Consider the following 16,443-nt stretch of genomic DNA (forward strand, 5'->3'; position numbering starts at 1 on the left):
GCGAGGTAATGTTAGGCTCATCTTGTTTTGTTAAAAAGCGTCAGCACGTCTTTAAATCGTTTTTGGACCAGAAAAAGAGTTTAACCACAAAAAAACGCCCTGCAGCACTAAACCGCAGGGCGTTTTTAAGATTGGAGCGCCACTTTAAATAAATGTCTACTTATTCTTTTTGGTCGGATCCTGTTTTTTCATGGATTCACCGATCATGTTACTGGCCGTAAACGAAGCCACCATATTATTAAGCATATCACTTCCGGCTTGCGGAGAGTTTGGCAACAATATTAAGTTGGTATTGGTTTCCTCACCTATGGATTGCAAAGTATCGTAATGTTGGGTAACCACGATAAGGGCTGAAGCCTCTTGGGAATTGATACCCACTTTGTTTAAAACTTCCACGGATTCTTCCAGGCCGCGGGCTATTTCCCTACGCTGATCTGCAATACCTTGTCCCTGCAGTCGTTTGCTTTCCGCTTCTGCTTTTGCTTTTTCAACAATTAGGATACGGGCGGCGTCACCTTCAAACTGTGCCGCTATCTTTTCGCGCTCGGAAGCATTTATACGGTTCATGGCCTCCTTAACCTGAGCGTCCGGATCAATATCGGTTACCAATGTCTTAATAATGTCATAGCCATAATCCAACATGGCATCCTGTAGTTCAGATTTTACGGCGATGGCGATATCGTCCTTTTTAACAAAGACATCGTCCAATTTCATCTTGGGTACCTCGGCCCTTACTACATCAAAGACATAAGACGTAATCTGGTCATGGGGGTACTCCAACTTATAAAAGGCCTCGTATACCTTTTGTTTTATTACAACATATTGAACCGATACTTTTAGTTTTACAAACACATCATCCAAGGTTTTGGTTTCAACAATAACATCCAATTGCTGAATTTTTAACCCTAGCTTAGCCGCAATGCGATCTACTAAAGGAATTTTCATTTGCAGACCCGAGTTCCGGATGCTATGAAAACGCCCAAAGCGTTCAATTACCGCAGCTGTTTGTTGTTTAACGATGAAGAAGGAAGATAATAGAATAATGAAACCGAAGAAAACCAACGGTATTAAAAAGAAATAGCTCATAATAGTGTGTTTTTAAGTTTAAATTGAAAAGGGACAAATTAAAGAAGTTGTTTAAAAACTCTTTGTCCATAGCCTAGAGGTAATTTACGAAACTCTACACTATATCTGTATAGTTTTATTCGCATTTGTTACAGTCCGATGTTTTTTAAAAGGACCAAATCCATCTAGAGAACAAAATAGGGGCTGTATTCCAGGGGAATAGCTAAATCAAAGTTTTTCCACGGCCCGCTGAATACGTGCCATACTATCTTCTTTTCCTATCATGGAGAGAATGTCGAAAACGTGGGGACCTTTTAAATCGCCCACAAGGGCTAATCTTAAGGGGGCCATCACTTTTCCAAACGGCAATGCCTCATCGCCTATCCAACGTTTCACCTTGTCTTCAATTTCAGATGCGCTAAAGTCTTCAATGGATTTCAGTACACCGATAAGGTTGTTCATTATTTCAGGTGTTTCGGGTTTCCATTGCTTTCCGACGGCTTTTTCATTGTAATTGGTGGGTGCAATAAAGAAGTAACTGCTCAGTTCCCAGAAATCACTAATAAAGGATGCGCGCTCCTTAACCAATGCCACTACTTTTTCTATGTAGTCCAAATTGGCCGCCCAAGTAGATTCCGGAGCGTTTAGCGCTACTATGGATTGGAAAAGCACCGCCAATTCCGCATTTTCCTTTAGCTGTAAATAATGTTGATTGTACCATTTGGTTTTTTCAGGATCGAAACGTGCACCGGATTTGTTTACCCGCTCTAAACTAAACGCGGCAACCAGCTCTTCTAGATTAAATATTTCTTGCTCCGTACCGGGGTTCCATCCCAGCAAGGCTAAAAAGTTAATTACCGCTTCCGGAAAATAACCTGCTTCCTTATACCCTTGGCTGTCTTTCCAAGCCATGGGAAAAATAGGAAAACCGCCTTTTTCTCCGTCGCGCTTGCTTAGCTTGCCTTTACCAACAGGTTTCATAATCAGCGGAAGATGGGCAAACTTGGGCACCTCCCAACCAAATGCCTCATACAGTTGCTGATGTAGGGCCAAGGAAGGTAGCCATTCCTCTCCCCGTATAACATGGCTGATTTGCATTAAATGGTCGTCTACAATATTGGCCAAATGATAGGTTGGCATCCCATCGCTTTTAAACAATACCTTATCGTCCAAAGTATTGGAGTCGATCTCGATCTGTCCCCGTATTAGATCTTCCAATTGTAGTTTTTGACCTTCGGGAGTTTTAAATCGAATTACGTAGGCCTCCCCGGCTTCCAATTTGGAAGTTAATTCCTTTGGGGAAAGGGAGAGCGAATTTTTAAGCTTTAAGCGGTTATGCCAGTTATAGATAAAGGTCTTTCCTTTAGCTTCGTGGTCTTTTCTATGGAAATCTAGTTGCTCTGGGGTATCAAAGGCGTAATAAGCCTTGTCTTTTGCAACAAGCTCCTCCGCATAATCCCAATATAGTGCTTTGCGATCGCTCTGTCTATAGGGACCATAACCCAAATCCTTTCCCGGACCCTCATCAAAAGGAATACCACACCAGTTTAGAGCATCTATGATATATTGCTCGGCGCCTTCCACGTATCTTGTTTGATCGGTATCTTCTATCCGAAGAATAAATTGTCCGCCATGCCTTTTAGCAAAAAGATAATTAAAAAGGGCCGTACGGACACCACCAATGTGAAGAGGCCCAGTTGGACTGGGCGCAAAACGAACACGAACTTTGTTGCTCATAGTCTGGATTATTGAGGTGCAAAGATAGGGCTATGACCACTAAACCCCAAAGGCAAAAAGAAAGGTTTGTGGCAATTTAGTTTTTGACGTTTGCCCGCATTTCCTCAGGAATTCTTTTGTTCATAATCCAGAACCAAAGCGGAGGCACAAGAGAAAGCACCATAGAGGTTGGGTAGCCAAAGGGCATTTGAGGGGAGCTATCATGATAATCCAAGATTTGATATTTTTTGGAAGATTTAAAATGATGATCACTATGCCGGGTAAGCTCAAAAAGAATTGCACGCCCAATTAAATGATTGCTGTTCCATGAGTGTATCTCCTTTACACGTTCATACCTGCCCGAGGGTAGTTTTTTACGGCGTAGTCCGTAGTGTTCTATGTAATTTACGGTCTCTAGTAGCAGAATGCCTACAATAGCGAAAGCAAGTGCTAGCAACAGGCCCAACCAACCAAAAAAGAATGTAATTAGTACAAGGTAGCTGGTTTGAAGGACCGAAAACCAAAACATATCGTTCTGTAGCGAAAAAAATGATAATTGTTTGGGCCTTAGCATTTTGAGTTGCAGTTTCCAAGCACTTAAATATTGTTTGGGCACCGATGTGACCCAATAAGAATATACCGATTGGTTGTATTTGGCAGTCGCAGGGTCCTCTTTAGTGGCTGCACGTGCGTGATGGCCAAAGTTATGTTCAATATAGAAATGCATGTAGAGGGAAGGTAGCAACAACAATTTCCCCAAATAACGCTGTGGGCTAGCCTGTCTGTGCCCCAATTCATGAGCTACGTTGATGCCGTTTACCGCAAGAACAAAGCCCACAGAAAGTATAACACCTATAAGTTCATAGGTAGCGTAGATATCTTTGGTTGTTTTCCAAAGGGCATAGAATACAATGCAAAAAACTACGGGAATATTTAAGTAAAGAAATAGGTCATAAATTAGACTGTTCTTTTTCCTTTCTCGGATATCACCTTTATAATTGGAGATGTCTTGCGGAAGTAGAAGCTCCAAAATGGGGATGACAACAAAAGCGAAGAATACGGTTACAAAGCTCATAAGGCCTTTATCATGGATGCTTACTATCGCCGCATAGGGGATGCTCATTGCAGCTAAATACTTTAAATCCTTCATGGTCTGCTTTTTAACAATTTTTTGAGGCTTTATTTTACTGTAACGGGTATCTTGGTATTAAATTATATCAAGTTTTGGACAGTTATCGCAACATACTTAATAAACTAAATGGTTTTTCGCACAAGTATTATAGCAAGATGCTTATTAAGGGAAGTATTTTATTCTTGTCATTGGGATTGCTATTCCTCCTAGGTGTTTTGAGTGTGGAATATCTGTTGTGGCTTAACTCTACCTGGCGCTTGGTATTGTTATTATTGTTTCTTTGCACCGAGCTTTTTCTGCTTTACAAGTATATTTTAACCCCACTGTTCTATCTCTTTAAACTAAAAAGAGGTATCAGTAATAGACAAGCATCTTTAATAATCGGAAGGTACTTTCCCGAAGTTGGGGATAAGCTCTATAATCTTTTAGATCTTGCCGAGGACACGGACCGCTCTGAATTGCTTTTGGCTAGTATTGCACAACGATCCGAAAAACTAGATCCAATACCGTTTAGGAAGGCCATAAGTTTTCGGGAGAATGTTAAGTACATTAAGTATTTGGCTATCCCAGGCATAATCGTTTGCCTGTTGTGGGTTTCTGGGAATATAGGTTCTTTTTTTGGGTCGTATAGTCGAGTGATTAACTATAATTTGGCCTATGAACCACCTGCACCTTTTAGCTTTAACCTTTTATCTGGCCAGCTGAATGTGCTAGAAAGCTTGCCTTTTGTTATTCAGGTAAGCACTGTGGGAGAAGTAAAGCCCGAAGACGTTTACCTTGTAATGAACGGAAAGGAGTTTCTGTTACAACAACAAGCGGGTCTTTATAGTTATACGTTGGCTCCGCCCTTAAAGAATACCGAGTTTTACTTTAAGGCTAATGGGGTTACCTCACGCAGCTATTTGCTTAACGCATTGGAGACCCCATCCATTCAAAATTTTAATTTGGTATTGGATTATCCAGATTATACAAAAAGAGTCACCGAAATAGTTAAAAGTGGGGGCAATGCCACCTTTCCCGAGGGCACTAAGGTGCAATGGGAAATAGAGGGGCTTCATACCGATAGCATCCACCTTGTGCTAAAAGATACTTCGCTGGTGTTTAAGGATGACGACGGCGGCTTTCAACTTTCTAAAACCATCTATTCCAGTTTGGATTATCAGATTGCGACCTCCAACCGGAATGTACAGAATTATGAGACTTTGGATTATCGCTTTGAGGTCATTAAAGATGCCTATCCCAAGATAAATGTAAATGCGGTATTGGATTCTCTAAACCCTAACCTGTCTTATTATGTTGGCCAAGCTTCGGACGATTATGGATTGGCTTCTATTAGGTTGATTTGTTATCCGGAAGGAAGGGAAAATGATAAACAGATTGTGTTATTGGGAAGCCCAGAAACGAATTTTGAACAGTTCTATTATACTTTTCCGTCTGGACTCAAATTAGAGGAGAACACCGTATATAGCTTTTATTTTGAGGTTATTGATAACGATAGGATTCATAAAGGTAAGACAGTGAAAAGCAAGTTGTTTAGCTCACGTGTTTATGGCTCTAATGAACTGAAGAACAAGGAGTTAAATGTTCAGAAGAGCCTTCTAAAAGATATGGGTAAGTCTTTGGAGCGCTTTAAGGAGCAACAAGAAACATTAAAGGAGATAAATAGAGAGCAAAAGGAGAAATCTATTTTAAACTTTAATGAGCAAAGCCAAATTAAGGATTTCTTGCAAAAGCAACAGCAGCAAGAACGCTTAATGAAAAAGTTTAGCAAGCAGCTTAAAGAAAATTTGGACAAGGACCATAACAGTAGCGAGGAAAATAGATTGCTTAAAGAGCGATTGGAGCGGCAAGAATTGGAGGCCCTAAAAAACGAAAAACTGTTGGAGGAGCTTAACAAAATCGCCGACAAGATAGACAAGGAAGAACTCTCCAAAAGGTTAGATGAGTTGGGCAAAAAGCAACAAAGTAGTGAGCGCGGACTGGAACAGTTGTTAGAACTTACAAAAAGATACTATGTAACAGAAAAGGCAGCTCAATTGTCCAGAGATTTGGAAGAGCTTGCCAGGGAGCAAGAGAAGTTGGCGAAAGAGGATTTGGGTACCACTGAAAAAGAAGAGCAAGACAAGCTCAATGAGAGGTTTGATAAGGTTGCCGAAGAAATGAAAACACTTAAAAAGGACAATGAAGATTTAAAAAAACCACTAAACCTTAAGATGAACAAAACCTTGGAAGAAGGGGTAAAGGAGGATCAGCAAAATGCGTTAGAGGAATTGTCAAAGCCGGCAGAAAACGGCGAAGGGGAAAAGGAAAGTAATGAAAATACGGGCAAAAAGGCGGCCCCTAAACAGAAAGCTGCCGCTCAAAAGATTAAGAAAATGAGTGAAGAGCTGCAAGAGTCTATGACCATGGATGGTGGCGGGTCTTCCATTACTGAAGACGCCGAAATGTTGCGGCAGATATTGGATAACCTAATTACATTTTCATTCAAACAAGAACAACTTTATGATTCATTGCAAGATACAGAGGTAGATGTGGCACAGTTTACGAGCAGTGTTAAAAGACAGCGAGAATTGCAAGAACTTTTTAAACATGTAGATGATAGTTTGTTCGCTCTTTCCTTAAGAAGGGCGGAGTTATCCGAGTTTGTAAACGAGCAAATAACTGAGGTTCAGTATAATACAGAGAAGACGCTAGAAAGCATGGCGGAAAGACAGATGTATCAGGGGGTTGCGTATCAGCAACGCGTGTTAACTGCAGCTAACAGTTTAGCAGATTTTTTGGTTCGTTTATTGGACAATATGCAACAGAGTATGTCCGGAGCTGGTTCTGGCAATAGTTCCGAAGGTTTTCAGTTACCCGATATTATAAAGGGCCAGGGCGATATAAAGGAAAAGATGGGCCAAATGGGCCAATCCGGATCCACTGGAGAGCAAGGTGAAAAGGGAGAGCCAAAATCTGGCGAGAAAGGAAAAGAAGGTAAAGGTGAAGGAAAAGAGGGAAAGGATGGGAAACCTGGAAAAGGGAATAAGGGCAAACAAGGCAACGGAAAAGGGGAAGGTAACGAGGGTTCTGGAAAGGACGGACAGGGAAGTGGTCTTAGCGAGCAAGAGTTGCAAGAGATATATGAAATTTATAAGGAGCAACAACAAATACGTGAGCAACTAGAACAGCAGTTGGAAGATATGATCAATGCCAAGGACAAGCGGTTGGCGCAAAAATTGATTAGACAGATGGAGGATTTTGAGCGAGACTTGCTAGAGAATGGCTCCACCCAGCGTACCAGAAGTAAAGTTAATGCCATTGAATACGAGTTGTTAAAGTTAGAGAATGCTACCTTAAAACAAGGGAAAAAGCCCGAACGGGAAAGTAATACCAACAAAATGGATTATAGTAACCCTATTACTACTAAACCCTCAGTATTAGATAATTATCGGAACGAAGTTGAAATTTTAAACAGACAAGCATTACCTTTGAGGCAAATTTTCAGAAAAAAAGTAAAAGATTATTTCAAAAAGAATGATTGAATATCATTATGAAACCGATTTTAAGCTAAGGGAAGAAACGAAATTTACCGATTGGATTACTAGAATATTTGAAAGTGAACAGCGAGTTTGCGAACGTTTGGACTATATTTTTTGTAATGACGAGTATCTGCTAGAAATCAATCGAAAGTATTTAAATCATGACACTTTTACGGACATAGTTACTTTCGATTATTCGGAAGGGGGTAATGTAATAGGAGATATTTTTATCTCGGTGGAAAGAGTAAAAGAGAACGGCCTGGACCTAAACATTAATTTTGAAGACGAGCTATTGCGAGTTATGTCGCACGGGGTTTTACACCTTTTGGGTTATAATGATAAGAAAGCGGCAGATGTAGATTTAATGCGGGAAAAGGAAAACGAAAAAATAAAATTGTTCCACGTGGAACAATAGAAAAGTTATGTTTGAAAAGGAGTATGATGTTATAGTTGTAGGTGGGGGACATGCAGGAGCTGAGGCCGCTGCCGCTGCCGCCAATATGGGTTCAAAAACACTTTTGGTCACTATGAATTTGCAGACCATAGGCCAGATGTCTTGTAACCCGGCCATGGGAGGTATAGCAAAAGGACAAATAGTAAGAGAGATTGATGCCTTGGGCGGATATAGCGGGTTAATAACGGATAGATCAGCTATACAATTTAAAATGCTCAACAAATCTAAGGGGCCTGCAATGTGGAGCCCTAGGGCTCAGAACGACAGGATGCGTTTTGCAGAAGAATGGCGTTTGGCCCTGGAAAGAACCCCCAATGTTGACTTTTATCAAGAAATGGTTTCCGGATTGTTGGTAGAGGATAGCAAGATTATTGGTGTTAGAACTTCGTTAGGAATAGACATTAAAGGAAAAACAGTTGTGCTTACCAACGGCACTTTTTTAAATGGCTTGATACATATCGGGGAAAAGCAATTTGGAGGAGGAAGAGCCGGCGAAAAAGCCGCCACCGGTATTACAGAACAACTGACGGATTTTGGGTTTGATAGTGGCCGGATGAAAACCGGAACACCTCCAAGAGTTGATGGGAGAAGCTTGGATTACAGTAAGATGATTTTGCAGCCGGGCGACCAAAACCCTGAAAAATTTTCGTATTTGGAGTCTCCGTTGCTTACCAGCCAGCGAGATTGTCATATGACACATACCAGTGCTTTGGTACACGATTTGCTCCGAGAAGGTTTTGACAGATCTCCTATGTTCAATGGTAGAATTAAAAGCATAGGCCCTAGATATTGTCCATCCATAGAGGATAAGATAAACCGCTTTGCCGACAAGGACAGCCATCAAATTTTTGTTGAACCCGAAGGGTGGGACACTGTTGAGGTTTATGTTAATGGTTTCTCCACATCTTTGCCAGAAGATATACAGTACAAAGCACTTAAATCTGTTGTTGGCTTTGAAAACGTAAAATTCTTTAGAGCGGGTTATGCAATTGAATACGATTATTTTCCCCCTACACAGTTAAAGCATACTTTAGAAACCAAGTTAATAAGTAACCTGTACTTTGCCGGGCAAATCAACGGAACAACAGGTTATGAGGAGGCGGCGGCTCAGGGCATTATGGCGGGTATCAACGCACATTTAAAAACAAATGAGAAAGATCCGTTTATACTTAATAGGGACGAGGCTTACATTGGTGTTTTGATCGATGACCTTATTACCAAAGGCACGGAAGAACCATATAGAATGTTCACTTCCAGAGCGGAATACAGAACCTTGTTAAGACAAGACAACGCCGATTTAAGACTTACGCCAAGAAGTTATGCTATAGGGTTGGCCAGTGAGTTGCGTTTAAAGAGGATGGAAGAAAAACAGTCGAAATCCGATGCGCTAATCAATTTTTTTAGACAAACCAGTGTAACGCCCGAAGACATAAATCCTATTTTGGAAAGTGTTGCCTCGGCTCCCGTAAAACAATCCGACAAGATGTTCAAGGTTTTTTCCAGACCTAATGTTACCATGGATCATATGATGCAATTAGAGACCGTTTCGGGCTATATAACGGAGCAAGAATTTGATAGGGAAGTTATGGAGCAGGCAGAGATCCAAGTAAAATATTCGGGCTATATCCAAAAGGAAAAGAACAATGCCGACAAGCTACAGCGATTGGAAAACATAAAAATTCCTGATAATTTTGATTATGGAAAGTTAAAGTCCTTATCGTTTGAGGCCCGCGAAAAACTTAACTCCATACGCCCTGTGACCATTTCACAGGCATCGCGGATCAGCGGAGTATCACCCAGCGACATAAGTGTAATGTTGGTTTATATGGGCAGATAGGGAAATGTTCCACGTGGAACATGCAAGCGCCCAGCAAAACATTTTCCATAATTTGGAGTACTCCTGCCATTCGTTTTCGAATAGGGGTTCAACCGTTTTTAGAAACCTATGTTTTGAGCTAACTTAGCCCCTAATTAATAATAGTACCTGTCCCAGGATTTATATGAAACCATACCTAAACACCAAAGATTATTCAATTTCAGGGGAAGCGTTTAGTTTGTTGTACGATGAAGAATTAGACATGTTGGTTACTACGCCCCAGCCCAACGACTTGGATAAGTACTATCAAAGCAATGATTATATTTCTCATTCGGACGCCAGTGAATCATTGGTAGAAAAGCTTTATCAAACGGTAAAGAAAAAGAACCTAAGCGGAAAAGTAAAGCTGGTAAGACCTTTTGGTGGGCAGAAAAAAACACTGCTCGATGTTGGCGCAGGCACAGGAAGTTTTATGCTGGCCGCGAAAGAAGCTGGCTGGTCCGTATCCGGATTAGAACCCAACGAAGCAGCAAAAAACAAGGCTGCCGAAAAAGGCGTATCCATGTTTGGGAACTGGGAAGATTTGGAAGGCAAAAAGTTTGAGGTAATTACCCTTTGGCATGTGCTGGAACATCTTCCTAATTTGGAAGAAAAAATCAAAACGCTTAAAGACCTTTTGGTTCAGGATGGTATTTTAATCGTAGCCGTACCAAATTTTAAATCCTACGATGCTGCCCATTATCAAAATTTTTGGGCGGCCTATGACGTGCCCAGACATTTATGGCACTTTTCCAAAACGGCGATAAAAAAACTATTTGGGAAAGAAGGATTAAACTTGTTTAAAATAAGACCTATGATTTTCGATGCCTTTTACGTCTCTCTACTTTCCGAAAAGTATAAAACCGGGAAACAGAATTTTGCAAAGGCTTTTTGGATTGGAATTCGATCCAATATCAAAGCTTGGCGCAATAAGGAGTACTCTTCACTGATTTATATACTTAGAAAGGGCTAAAACGTATTTTAAGGACATTTGCCGAACTTTTATTGGCACACCAGCCAACAGTGCCAAATCTTTAAAGAACTTGCAAAAATACCCACTTAGAAAAAGAGTTTTTATATAGACGTAAACAATATCAACTTAAAACAATCATAGTTTTTAACTATAGCGACACAAAACAGTCAAAGGTGGAAATTGCAGGTATATGTAAGATGTGGTTGGTAAGTTTTTTGAAAAATCCAATATTGGAAATAAGAAGTGCTGCAATATTATGGTAGCTTTTTTAAAGATGGGGGGCAATGTCACCCATTTACAATGTAAAGGGGCAGATTTTTTTAAGATTTAGGGACACATGTTCCAAAAATTTGCTTTTAGCGCCAATAAAGTGTAGAAAATTCCATTAAGCTTTCCTATTTTTGCGCAACCCAGACCGGAATAGCATAGTAGCTAGGAGGTTAAGGGGTTATTTAAACTAAGGTCTAACAAGACCGTAAAAAGAGAACTAAAATTATACAAATGAAAAAAATAGTGTTTGTACTGGCTTTATTGGGAACCGTAGCCTGTAAGCAAGACAAAATTGGTTATGTGGATAACATAAAACTAATGGACGGGTATCAAGAAAAGATTGATATAGAGGCTAAATTCAAAGTTAAGGCCGATGCACTTACGAAAAAAAGAGATAGTATATCACAGGCCTTTCAGATAGAGGCGCAAGCGTTTCAGGCAAAAGCGCAAGGTATGCCACAGAAAAAGGCTCAGGAAGAATATGGCCTTTTGCAACAGAGAGGTCAGTTTATCGGTCAGCAGCTACAACAAGAAGACCAGCAATTGCAAGCCGCCGGACAGCAAGAGATGGATAGTGTGGTAAGCAAAGTAAAAGAGCACATTAAAAATTACGGAAAAACCAATGGTTACACCTTTATTTTAGGAGGTGGAGATGGCGGTAGTGTACTCTATGGAGTAGATGCCATGAACCTTACCGATGCTGTTCTAAAAGAATTGAACGCCAATTACAGTAAATAAAAAACATCTATAGTGCTAAAAAGCCCCGCCAATTGGTGGGGCTTTTAGTTTTGTAAAAGGAACAATAAAAACACGGTAGGAATAAAATAGATTACAATGGTCTTGGCGCCCTCATAATCCTTAGCGATACGCTGGCCCAATAATAGCATCAGCAACGATACACTTGCTACCAGGGCACCGTAAAAGGCTAAATCACTTGCCCCGGAAACAATTATCTCATAAGCGCCAACAACGCAAAGCAATCCGGCGATTATCTCCATTAGAAGTATAACGGACAATAAAAAAGGGACAGTATTTTTAAACGGAGTTTGTGCAAAATGCCCTTTTAGCCAAGAAACATTCCCCTTCCAATCCATAATTTTATCAAGACCACTCTGCAAAAAAGTTATAATAAGGAAAAGCAGCAATAAAACTTCAGGGGCATTGTGTAATATGTGTTCCATATGGTAAGGGTAATTAGGCCGCTTTCTTATGTAGCAGTCGGGTTAGTTTAATGGACAGGTCCGTTAATATAATTTTGGAATTACCATTGCGCTCTATGTGGTAAATGGCATCCTCCAGTTCACTTACAATGACAAGAATATTGTTCTCATGAATAAAGGGGGCAAATTTTTCGAGTTGAAAACCGTCAATATGAATACGCATAAAGGCAAGATCGGCTGCACCATAATTTATCAACATTGCCTGTCTCATCATGGCCAAACAATAACGCAAAAAGTTTTTTTGAGTCTCCCTACCGGTTTTGGCCACCTCTTGGCTCCATAAAATAAGCTCGTGAACTACGGCTTTATTTCCCCTAGCTTTAAATGCGCTGCGCACCCATTGCACAAACCATTTTTCGAATATGAGGTCTTCGGAATCGTTTACAGTAAGATCCAATGCCTTGTTGAAATTACCATTGGCCTCATGTGCCAATCTAAGCGCGGCATCGCGCGGCATCCCTTTTTCGGTGAGGGCCTTTGCTATGGCTTCTTCCGGTAAGGGAGGAAAATTTAAAACCTGACACCTGGAACGGATAGTCTGTATTATCTGTTCCTCGTCCTCGGCAATTAACAAAAACACGGTCTTGTCTGGAGGTTCTTCTATAAGTTTTAAAAGTTTATTGGACGCCGAAATGTTCATTTTTTCCGCCATCCAAATAAGCATAACCTTATAACCGCCCTCATAGGATTTCAACGAAAGTTTTTTTACAATGTCCTGGGCTTCATCAACCCCTATCTGCCCCTGTTTTTTTTCGATACCAACAAGTCGGTACCAATCAAAAAGGTTACCATAAGGTTGTTCTTTTATAAATTGTCGCCACTCTTCCAAATAATGTTGACTCACCGCATGGCTTTTTGCTTTATCGCTATTGGCCACCGGAAATGCAAAATGCATATCGGGATGTGACAGCGAATTGCATTTTAAGTTACAGACTTCATTGCCATTGCCATTTTCATTTCCACTGTTGCCACATAGAATGTATTGTGCATAGGCCAGGGCCATAGGAAGTGTTCCACTGCCTTCCGGGCCCACAAACAATTGCGCATGGGGAATACGGCCGGCATCCGCACTATGGGTAAGATGCTTTTTAATATGTGAAAGCGCTAAAATCTCTTCAAATAACATCTCTCAAAGATAGTTTTTTTTGATCTTTCCTAGAACTATCCGGAGGCAATTGGATTACGCAAACCACTCAAACAACGTAGTAGCCACAAATATTGGGCGTGCGGCTTTACATGCGGCCGATAAATCTTTACATTTGCGATTCTCTAAAATTCCATTAGTACATGAAAACCATTGAAGATTTTAACTTTGAAGATAAAAAAGCACTTATACGGGTTGATTTTAATGTTCCTTTGGACGCTGATTTTAACGTCACAGACACCAATCGTATAGAAGCGGCCAAACCTTCCATAATAAAAGTGCTGGAAGATGGCGGCAGTGCCATTCTCATGAGTCATATGGGTAGACCAAAAGGACAGCCCAATGCAGACATGTCCCTTAAGCATATTTGCCATAAAGTTTCTGAAATTATCGGAGTGGAAGTAAAGTTTGCTGATGATTGCGTGGGTGAGGTGGCAGAAAAGGCGGTTGCCGAGCTGCAGCAAGGAGAAGTGTTGTTGTTAGAGAATCTTCGTTTTCATGGCGAAGAAACTTCCGGGGACCAAGCCTTTGCAGAGCAGTTGTCCAGGTTGGGAGACTTTTACATCAATGATGCTTTTGGTACCGCGCATAGAGCACATGCATCTACCACCATTGTGGCGCAGTTTTTTACGGATAGGAAATGCTTTGGGTACTTGTTGGCCAAAGAAATAAAAGCGATAGAAAAAGTGATGCGTACGGGCGAAAAACCCGTGACCGCTATTTTGGGGGGAGCAAAAGTATCATCAAAAATCACGATTATTGAAAATATATTGGACAAGGTAGACCATCTTATTATTGGAGGGGGAATGACCTATACCTTCGTTAAGGCACAAGGAGGTTCTGTGGGAGATTCCATTTGCGAGGATGATAAAATGACAATGGCCCTGGATATATTACGGCAGGCCAAAGAAAAAGGAGTTGCTGTTCATATACCCGTAGATGTAGTGGCGGCGGACGATTTTAGCAATGATGCCAACACAAAAATAATCGATGTGGATAAAATTGAGGACGGATGGCAAGGGTTGGATGCCGGCCCTAAGACGTTGGAAAACTTTAAAGAAGTAATTCTTAATTCCAAAACAATACTTTGGAATGGACCTGTGGGAGTGTTCGAAATGGAGAGTTTCGCAAAAGGAACTATAGCCATTGGGAATTATATTGACAAAGCGACCCAAAATGGCGCCTTTTCCCTGGTAGGAGGAGGAGATTCCGTAGCCGCTGTAAAGCAGTTTGGTTTTCAGGACAAGGTAAGCTATGTGTCTACCGGCGGAGGTGCCATGTTAGAGAGTTTGGAAGGCAAAACACTACCCGGAATAGCCGCAATATTGCAGGGATAAAGGCGTTATCGATAAACGGACCTTTTGGTTCCCAAGGGGGCTTTAACGTTATTAATTTTAAAGTTTCGGAAAAAAAAGCGATTTTCGTTATTCCCTTTCCGCATTAAGGACATCGTATTATGGCAATTAGGAAATCTTTTTTGAGTGTTTTCGCAGGATGTATTTTTATACTTCCAGCGGTAGCGCAACAAACAGATAGTATTCCAAAACAAGACACACCGATAATAGGCGCCAATGACGTTTTATTGGACAGCATTGTTACAGATATGGATGCCGTTAAACCTATGGAACTGAAAAACGCGGCAGGCTTGGAACAAAACACCTTGGTAATCAACAAGGAAAAGAATGGATATGATTTAAAGGACCATCCCGAAGCTGCAAAATTCGACAGCCTTTGGCTAAAACAGTTACATGACGATGCCTCCTTTTCCGAGGCTATGTACACCCAAGTTTCCAACTTGGATATAGACTCCGTGCCAGAATATAATTTGGATACGGAGACACTAAAGGCAAGGCTTAAGGCCCTGGATCAGAAAACACCCTTTAATATTGCCTACAACCCTTCTTTGGAAAATGTTATCAAATCGTTCTTGCTGCGCAAACGAAACCTAATGGAAAGAATGTTGACGGTAAGCCAGTTCTATTTCCCAATGTTTGAGCAGGAACTGGATAATTATGATATTCCACTAGAGATTAAATATTTGGCTATTGTAGAGTCTGCCTTAAACCCAAGGGCAAGATCTAGGGTAGGCGCTACCGGACTTTGGCAATTTATGTACGCCACAGGAAAAATGTACAAACTAGATGTAAGCAGTTATGTAGATGAACGAAGAGATCCTATTGCATCCACAAAAGCAGCATGTAGATACCTGTCTAAATTGTACGAAATTTTTGGTGATTGGGACCTAGCTTTAGCGGCATACAATTCCGGCCCCGGAAACGTAAATAAAGCAATAAGAAGATCTGGCGGATATAAAAATTATTGGAACATACGAAGAAACTTACCTAGGGAAACCGCCGGATATGTACCTGCTTTTTTGGCAACCATGTATCTTTTTGAATATGCCGAAGAGCACGGTCTTAAAACCCAAAAGGTAGACCGCCCGTATTTTGAAACGGATACCGTTAGGGTAAAAAACCTGATTACTTTTAATCAGATCTCAGAATTAGTAGGTATAGGTGTGGATGAGTTAGAAGTGTTAAACCCGTCCTATAAGCTGAACATAATTCCTATGGTAGACGGTAAAGATTATGTCCTAAGACTGCCCAAAGAGGCAATGGGCAAGTTTGTTGCCAATGAGAACGCTATTTATGCCCATGTAGAGAAAGAACTTAAAACCAAGGAAAAGCCCTTGCCACAGTTGGTAAAATCCCAAGACCGAATCCGTTACAAGGTTAGAAGCGGTGATTATTTGGGTAAGATCGCAAATAGGTATAGGGTTCGTGTTAGCGACATAAAAAGGTGGAACGGTTTGCGAAGCAACAACCTAAGAATAGGGCAGCGACTGACTATTTTCTCCAAAAACCCTGTTACTACGGCAAAGACAACGAACAAGACAAAAAGACCTACCACAACGGCTGTTGCCAATGGCACCAAAGTACATACCGTGCAGTCCGGAGACTCACTCTGGACAATTTCTAGAAAATACCCTGGAATTTCCATAGAAAATTTACGAGAATGGAACGGTATTAGTGGTAACAATCTAAAGCCGGGCACAAAACTGAAATTGTGCGACTGCTCATCGTAAAGAAAAAG

Annotated in this window: 12 protein-coding genes; 7 read left to right on the top strand and 5 right to left on the bottom strand. The window is 40.9% G+C overall.

The features are described from left to right. Positions 1 to 156: 156 nt before the first annotated feature. The 3 genes from ACEQ81_RS03070 to ACEQ81_RS03080 form a co-directional block, all read right to left on the bottom strand. On the bottom strand, positions 157 to 1,086 hold the full coding sequence (locus ACEQ81_RS03070; protein WP_411029375.1) for an SPFH domain-containing protein: 930 nt from the start codon (positions 1,084 to 1,086) through the stop codon (positions 157 to 159). A 207-nt stretch (positions 1,087 to 1,293) separates the two neighbouring features. After that, complete coding sequence (gltX, locus tag ACEQ81_RS03075) at positions 1,294 to 2,802, bottom strand: glutamate--tRNA ligase (RefSeq protein WP_411029376.1); 1,509 nt, start codon at positions 2,800 to 2,802, stop codon at positions 1,294 to 1,296. 76 nt (positions 2,803 to 2,878) lie between these two features. Continuing rightward, entirely contained in the window at positions 2,879 to 3,931 is a 1,053-nt protein-coding gene (locus ACEQ81_RS03080) for an alkane 1-monooxygenase (protein WP_411029377.1), read from the bottom strand. A 137-nt stretch (positions 3,932 to 4,068) separates the two neighbouring features. On the opposite strand from ACEQ81_RS03080, the gene ACEQ81_RS03085 reads away from it, so the two are divergent. From ACEQ81_RS03085 to ACEQ81_RS03105, 5 genes are all read left to right on the top strand, one after another. Beyond that, on the top strand, positions 4,069 to 7,437 hold the full coding sequence (locus ACEQ81_RS03085; RefSeq protein ID WP_411029378.1) for a DUF4175 family protein: 3,369 nt from the start codon (positions 4,069 to 4,071) through the stop codon (positions 7,435 to 7,437). Then, positions 7,430 to 7,849 carry an rRNA maturation RNase YbeY gene (gene ybeY, locus ACEQ81_RS03090; protein WP_411029379.1) on the top strand — a complete coding sequence of 140 codons (420 nt, stop codon included), beginning with the start codon at positions 7,430 to 7,432 and terminating at the stop codon, positions 7,847 to 7,849. Before ACEQ81_RS03085 ends, ybeY begins: the two co-directional genes overlap by 8 nt. Before the next feature lie 7 nt (positions 7,850 to 7,856). Continuing rightward, complete coding sequence (gene mnmG, locus ACEQ81_RS03095) at positions 7,857 to 9,725, top strand: tRNA uridine-5-carboxymethylaminomethyl(34) synthesis enzyme MnmG (protein WP_411029380.1); 1,869 nt, start codon at positions 7,857 to 7,859, stop codon at positions 9,723 to 9,725. Positions 9,726 to 9,888: 163 nt separating this feature from the next. Next, complete coding sequence (locus tag ACEQ81_RS03100) at positions 9,889 to 10,716, top strand: methyltransferase domain-containing protein (protein WP_411029381.1); 828 nt, start codon at positions 9,889 to 9,891, stop codon at positions 10,714 to 10,716. A gap of 501 nt (positions 10,717 to 11,217) precedes the next feature. Next, positions 11,218 to 11,724: an OmpH family outer membrane protein gene (locus ACEQ81_RS03105; RefSeq protein WP_411029382.1), complete on the top strand. Its 507-nt coding sequence runs from the start codon at positions 11,218 to 11,220 to the stop codon at positions 11,722 to 11,724. Between the two features lie 44 nt (positions 11,725 to 11,768). Here the strand turns inward: ACEQ81_RS03105 and ACEQ81_RS03110 are convergent, their stop codons facing one another. Beyond that, the gene (locus tag ACEQ81_RS03110) at positions 11,769 to 12,167 is read right to left on the bottom strand and encodes a DoxX family protein (protein ID WP_411029383.1); all 399 of its coding nucleotides are present in this window, start codon (positions 12,165 to 12,167) and stop codon (positions 11,769 to 11,771) included. Positions 12,168 to 12,180: 13 nt separating this feature from the next. Next, positions 12,181 to 13,332, bottom strand: coding sequence for an ATP-binding protein (locus ACEQ81_RS03115; protein ID WP_411029384.1), 1,152 nt, complete (start codon positions 13,330 to 13,332; stop codon positions 12,181 to 12,183). 161 nt (positions 13,333 to 13,493) lie between these two features. On the opposite strand from ACEQ81_RS03115, the gene ACEQ81_RS03120 reads away from it, so the two are divergent. Next, on the top strand, positions 13,494 to 14,687 hold the full coding sequence (locus tag ACEQ81_RS03120; protein ID WP_411029385.1) for a phosphoglycerate kinase: 1,194 nt from the start codon (positions 13,494 to 13,496) through the stop codon (positions 14,685 to 14,687). Between the two features lie 119 nt (positions 14,688 to 14,806). Then, positions 14,807 to 16,435 carry a LysM peptidoglycan-binding domain-containing protein gene (locus ACEQ81_RS03125; protein WP_411029386.1) on the top strand — a complete coding sequence of 543 codons (1,629 nt, stop codon included), beginning with the start codon at positions 14,807 to 14,809 and terminating at the stop codon, positions 16,433 to 16,435. Positions 16,436 to 16,443 lie beyond the last annotated feature (8 nt).

It is taken from the genome of Spongiimicrobium sp. 3-5, from assembly GCF_046557915.1.
In the GTDB taxonomy this organism is placed as follows: Bacteria; Bacteroidota; Bacteroidia; order Flavobacteriales; family Flavobacteriaceae; genus JBHEBG01.

Bases quoted from the DNA above. Each gene is read 5' to 3' on its own strand.
- ACEQ81_RS03070 (WP_411029375.1), bottom strand. From the start codon at position 1,086: ATGAGCTATTTCTTTTTAATACCGTTGGTTTTCTTCGGTTTCATTATT.
- gltX (WP_411029376.1), bottom strand. From the start codon at position 2,802: ATGAGCAACAAAGTTCGTGTTCGTTTTGCGCCCAGTCCAACTGGGCCT.
- ACEQ81_RS03080 (WP_411029377.1), bottom strand. From the start codon at position 3,931: ATGAAGGATTTAAAGTATTTAGCTGCAATGAGCATCCCCTATGCGGCG.
- ACEQ81_RS03085 (WP_411029378.1), top strand. From the start codon at position 4,069: ATGCTTATTAAGGGAAGTATTTTATTCTTGTCATTGGGATTGCTATTC.
- ybeY (WP_411029379.1), top strand. From the start codon at position 7,430: ATGATTGAATATCATTATGAAACCGATTTTAAGCTAAGGGAAGAAACG.
- mnmG (WP_411029380.1), top strand. From the start codon at position 7,857: ATGTTTGAAAAGGAGTATGATGTTATAGTTGTAGGTGGGGGACATGCA.
- ACEQ81_RS03100 (WP_411029381.1), top strand. From the start codon at position 9,889: ATGAAACCATACCTAAACACCAAAGATTATTCAATTTCAGGGGAAGCG.
- ACEQ81_RS03105 (WP_411029382.1), top strand. From the start codon at position 11,218: ATGAAAAAAATAGTGTTTGTACTGGCTTTATTGGGAACCGTAGCCTGT.
- ACEQ81_RS03110 (WP_411029383.1), bottom strand. From the start codon at position 12,167: ATGGAACACATATTACACAATGCCCCTGAAGTTTTATTGCTGCTTTTC.
- ACEQ81_RS03115 (WP_411029384.1), bottom strand. From the start codon at position 13,332: ATGTTATTTGAAGAGATTTTAGCGCTTTCACATATTAAAAAGCATCTT.
- ACEQ81_RS03120 (WP_411029385.1), top strand. From the start codon at position 13,494: ATGAAAACCATTGAAGATTTTAACTTTGAAGATAAAAAAGCACTTATA.
- ACEQ81_RS03125 (WP_411029386.1), top strand. From the start codon at position 14,807: ATGGCAATTAGGAAATCTTTTTTGAGTGTTTTCGCAGGATGTATTTTT.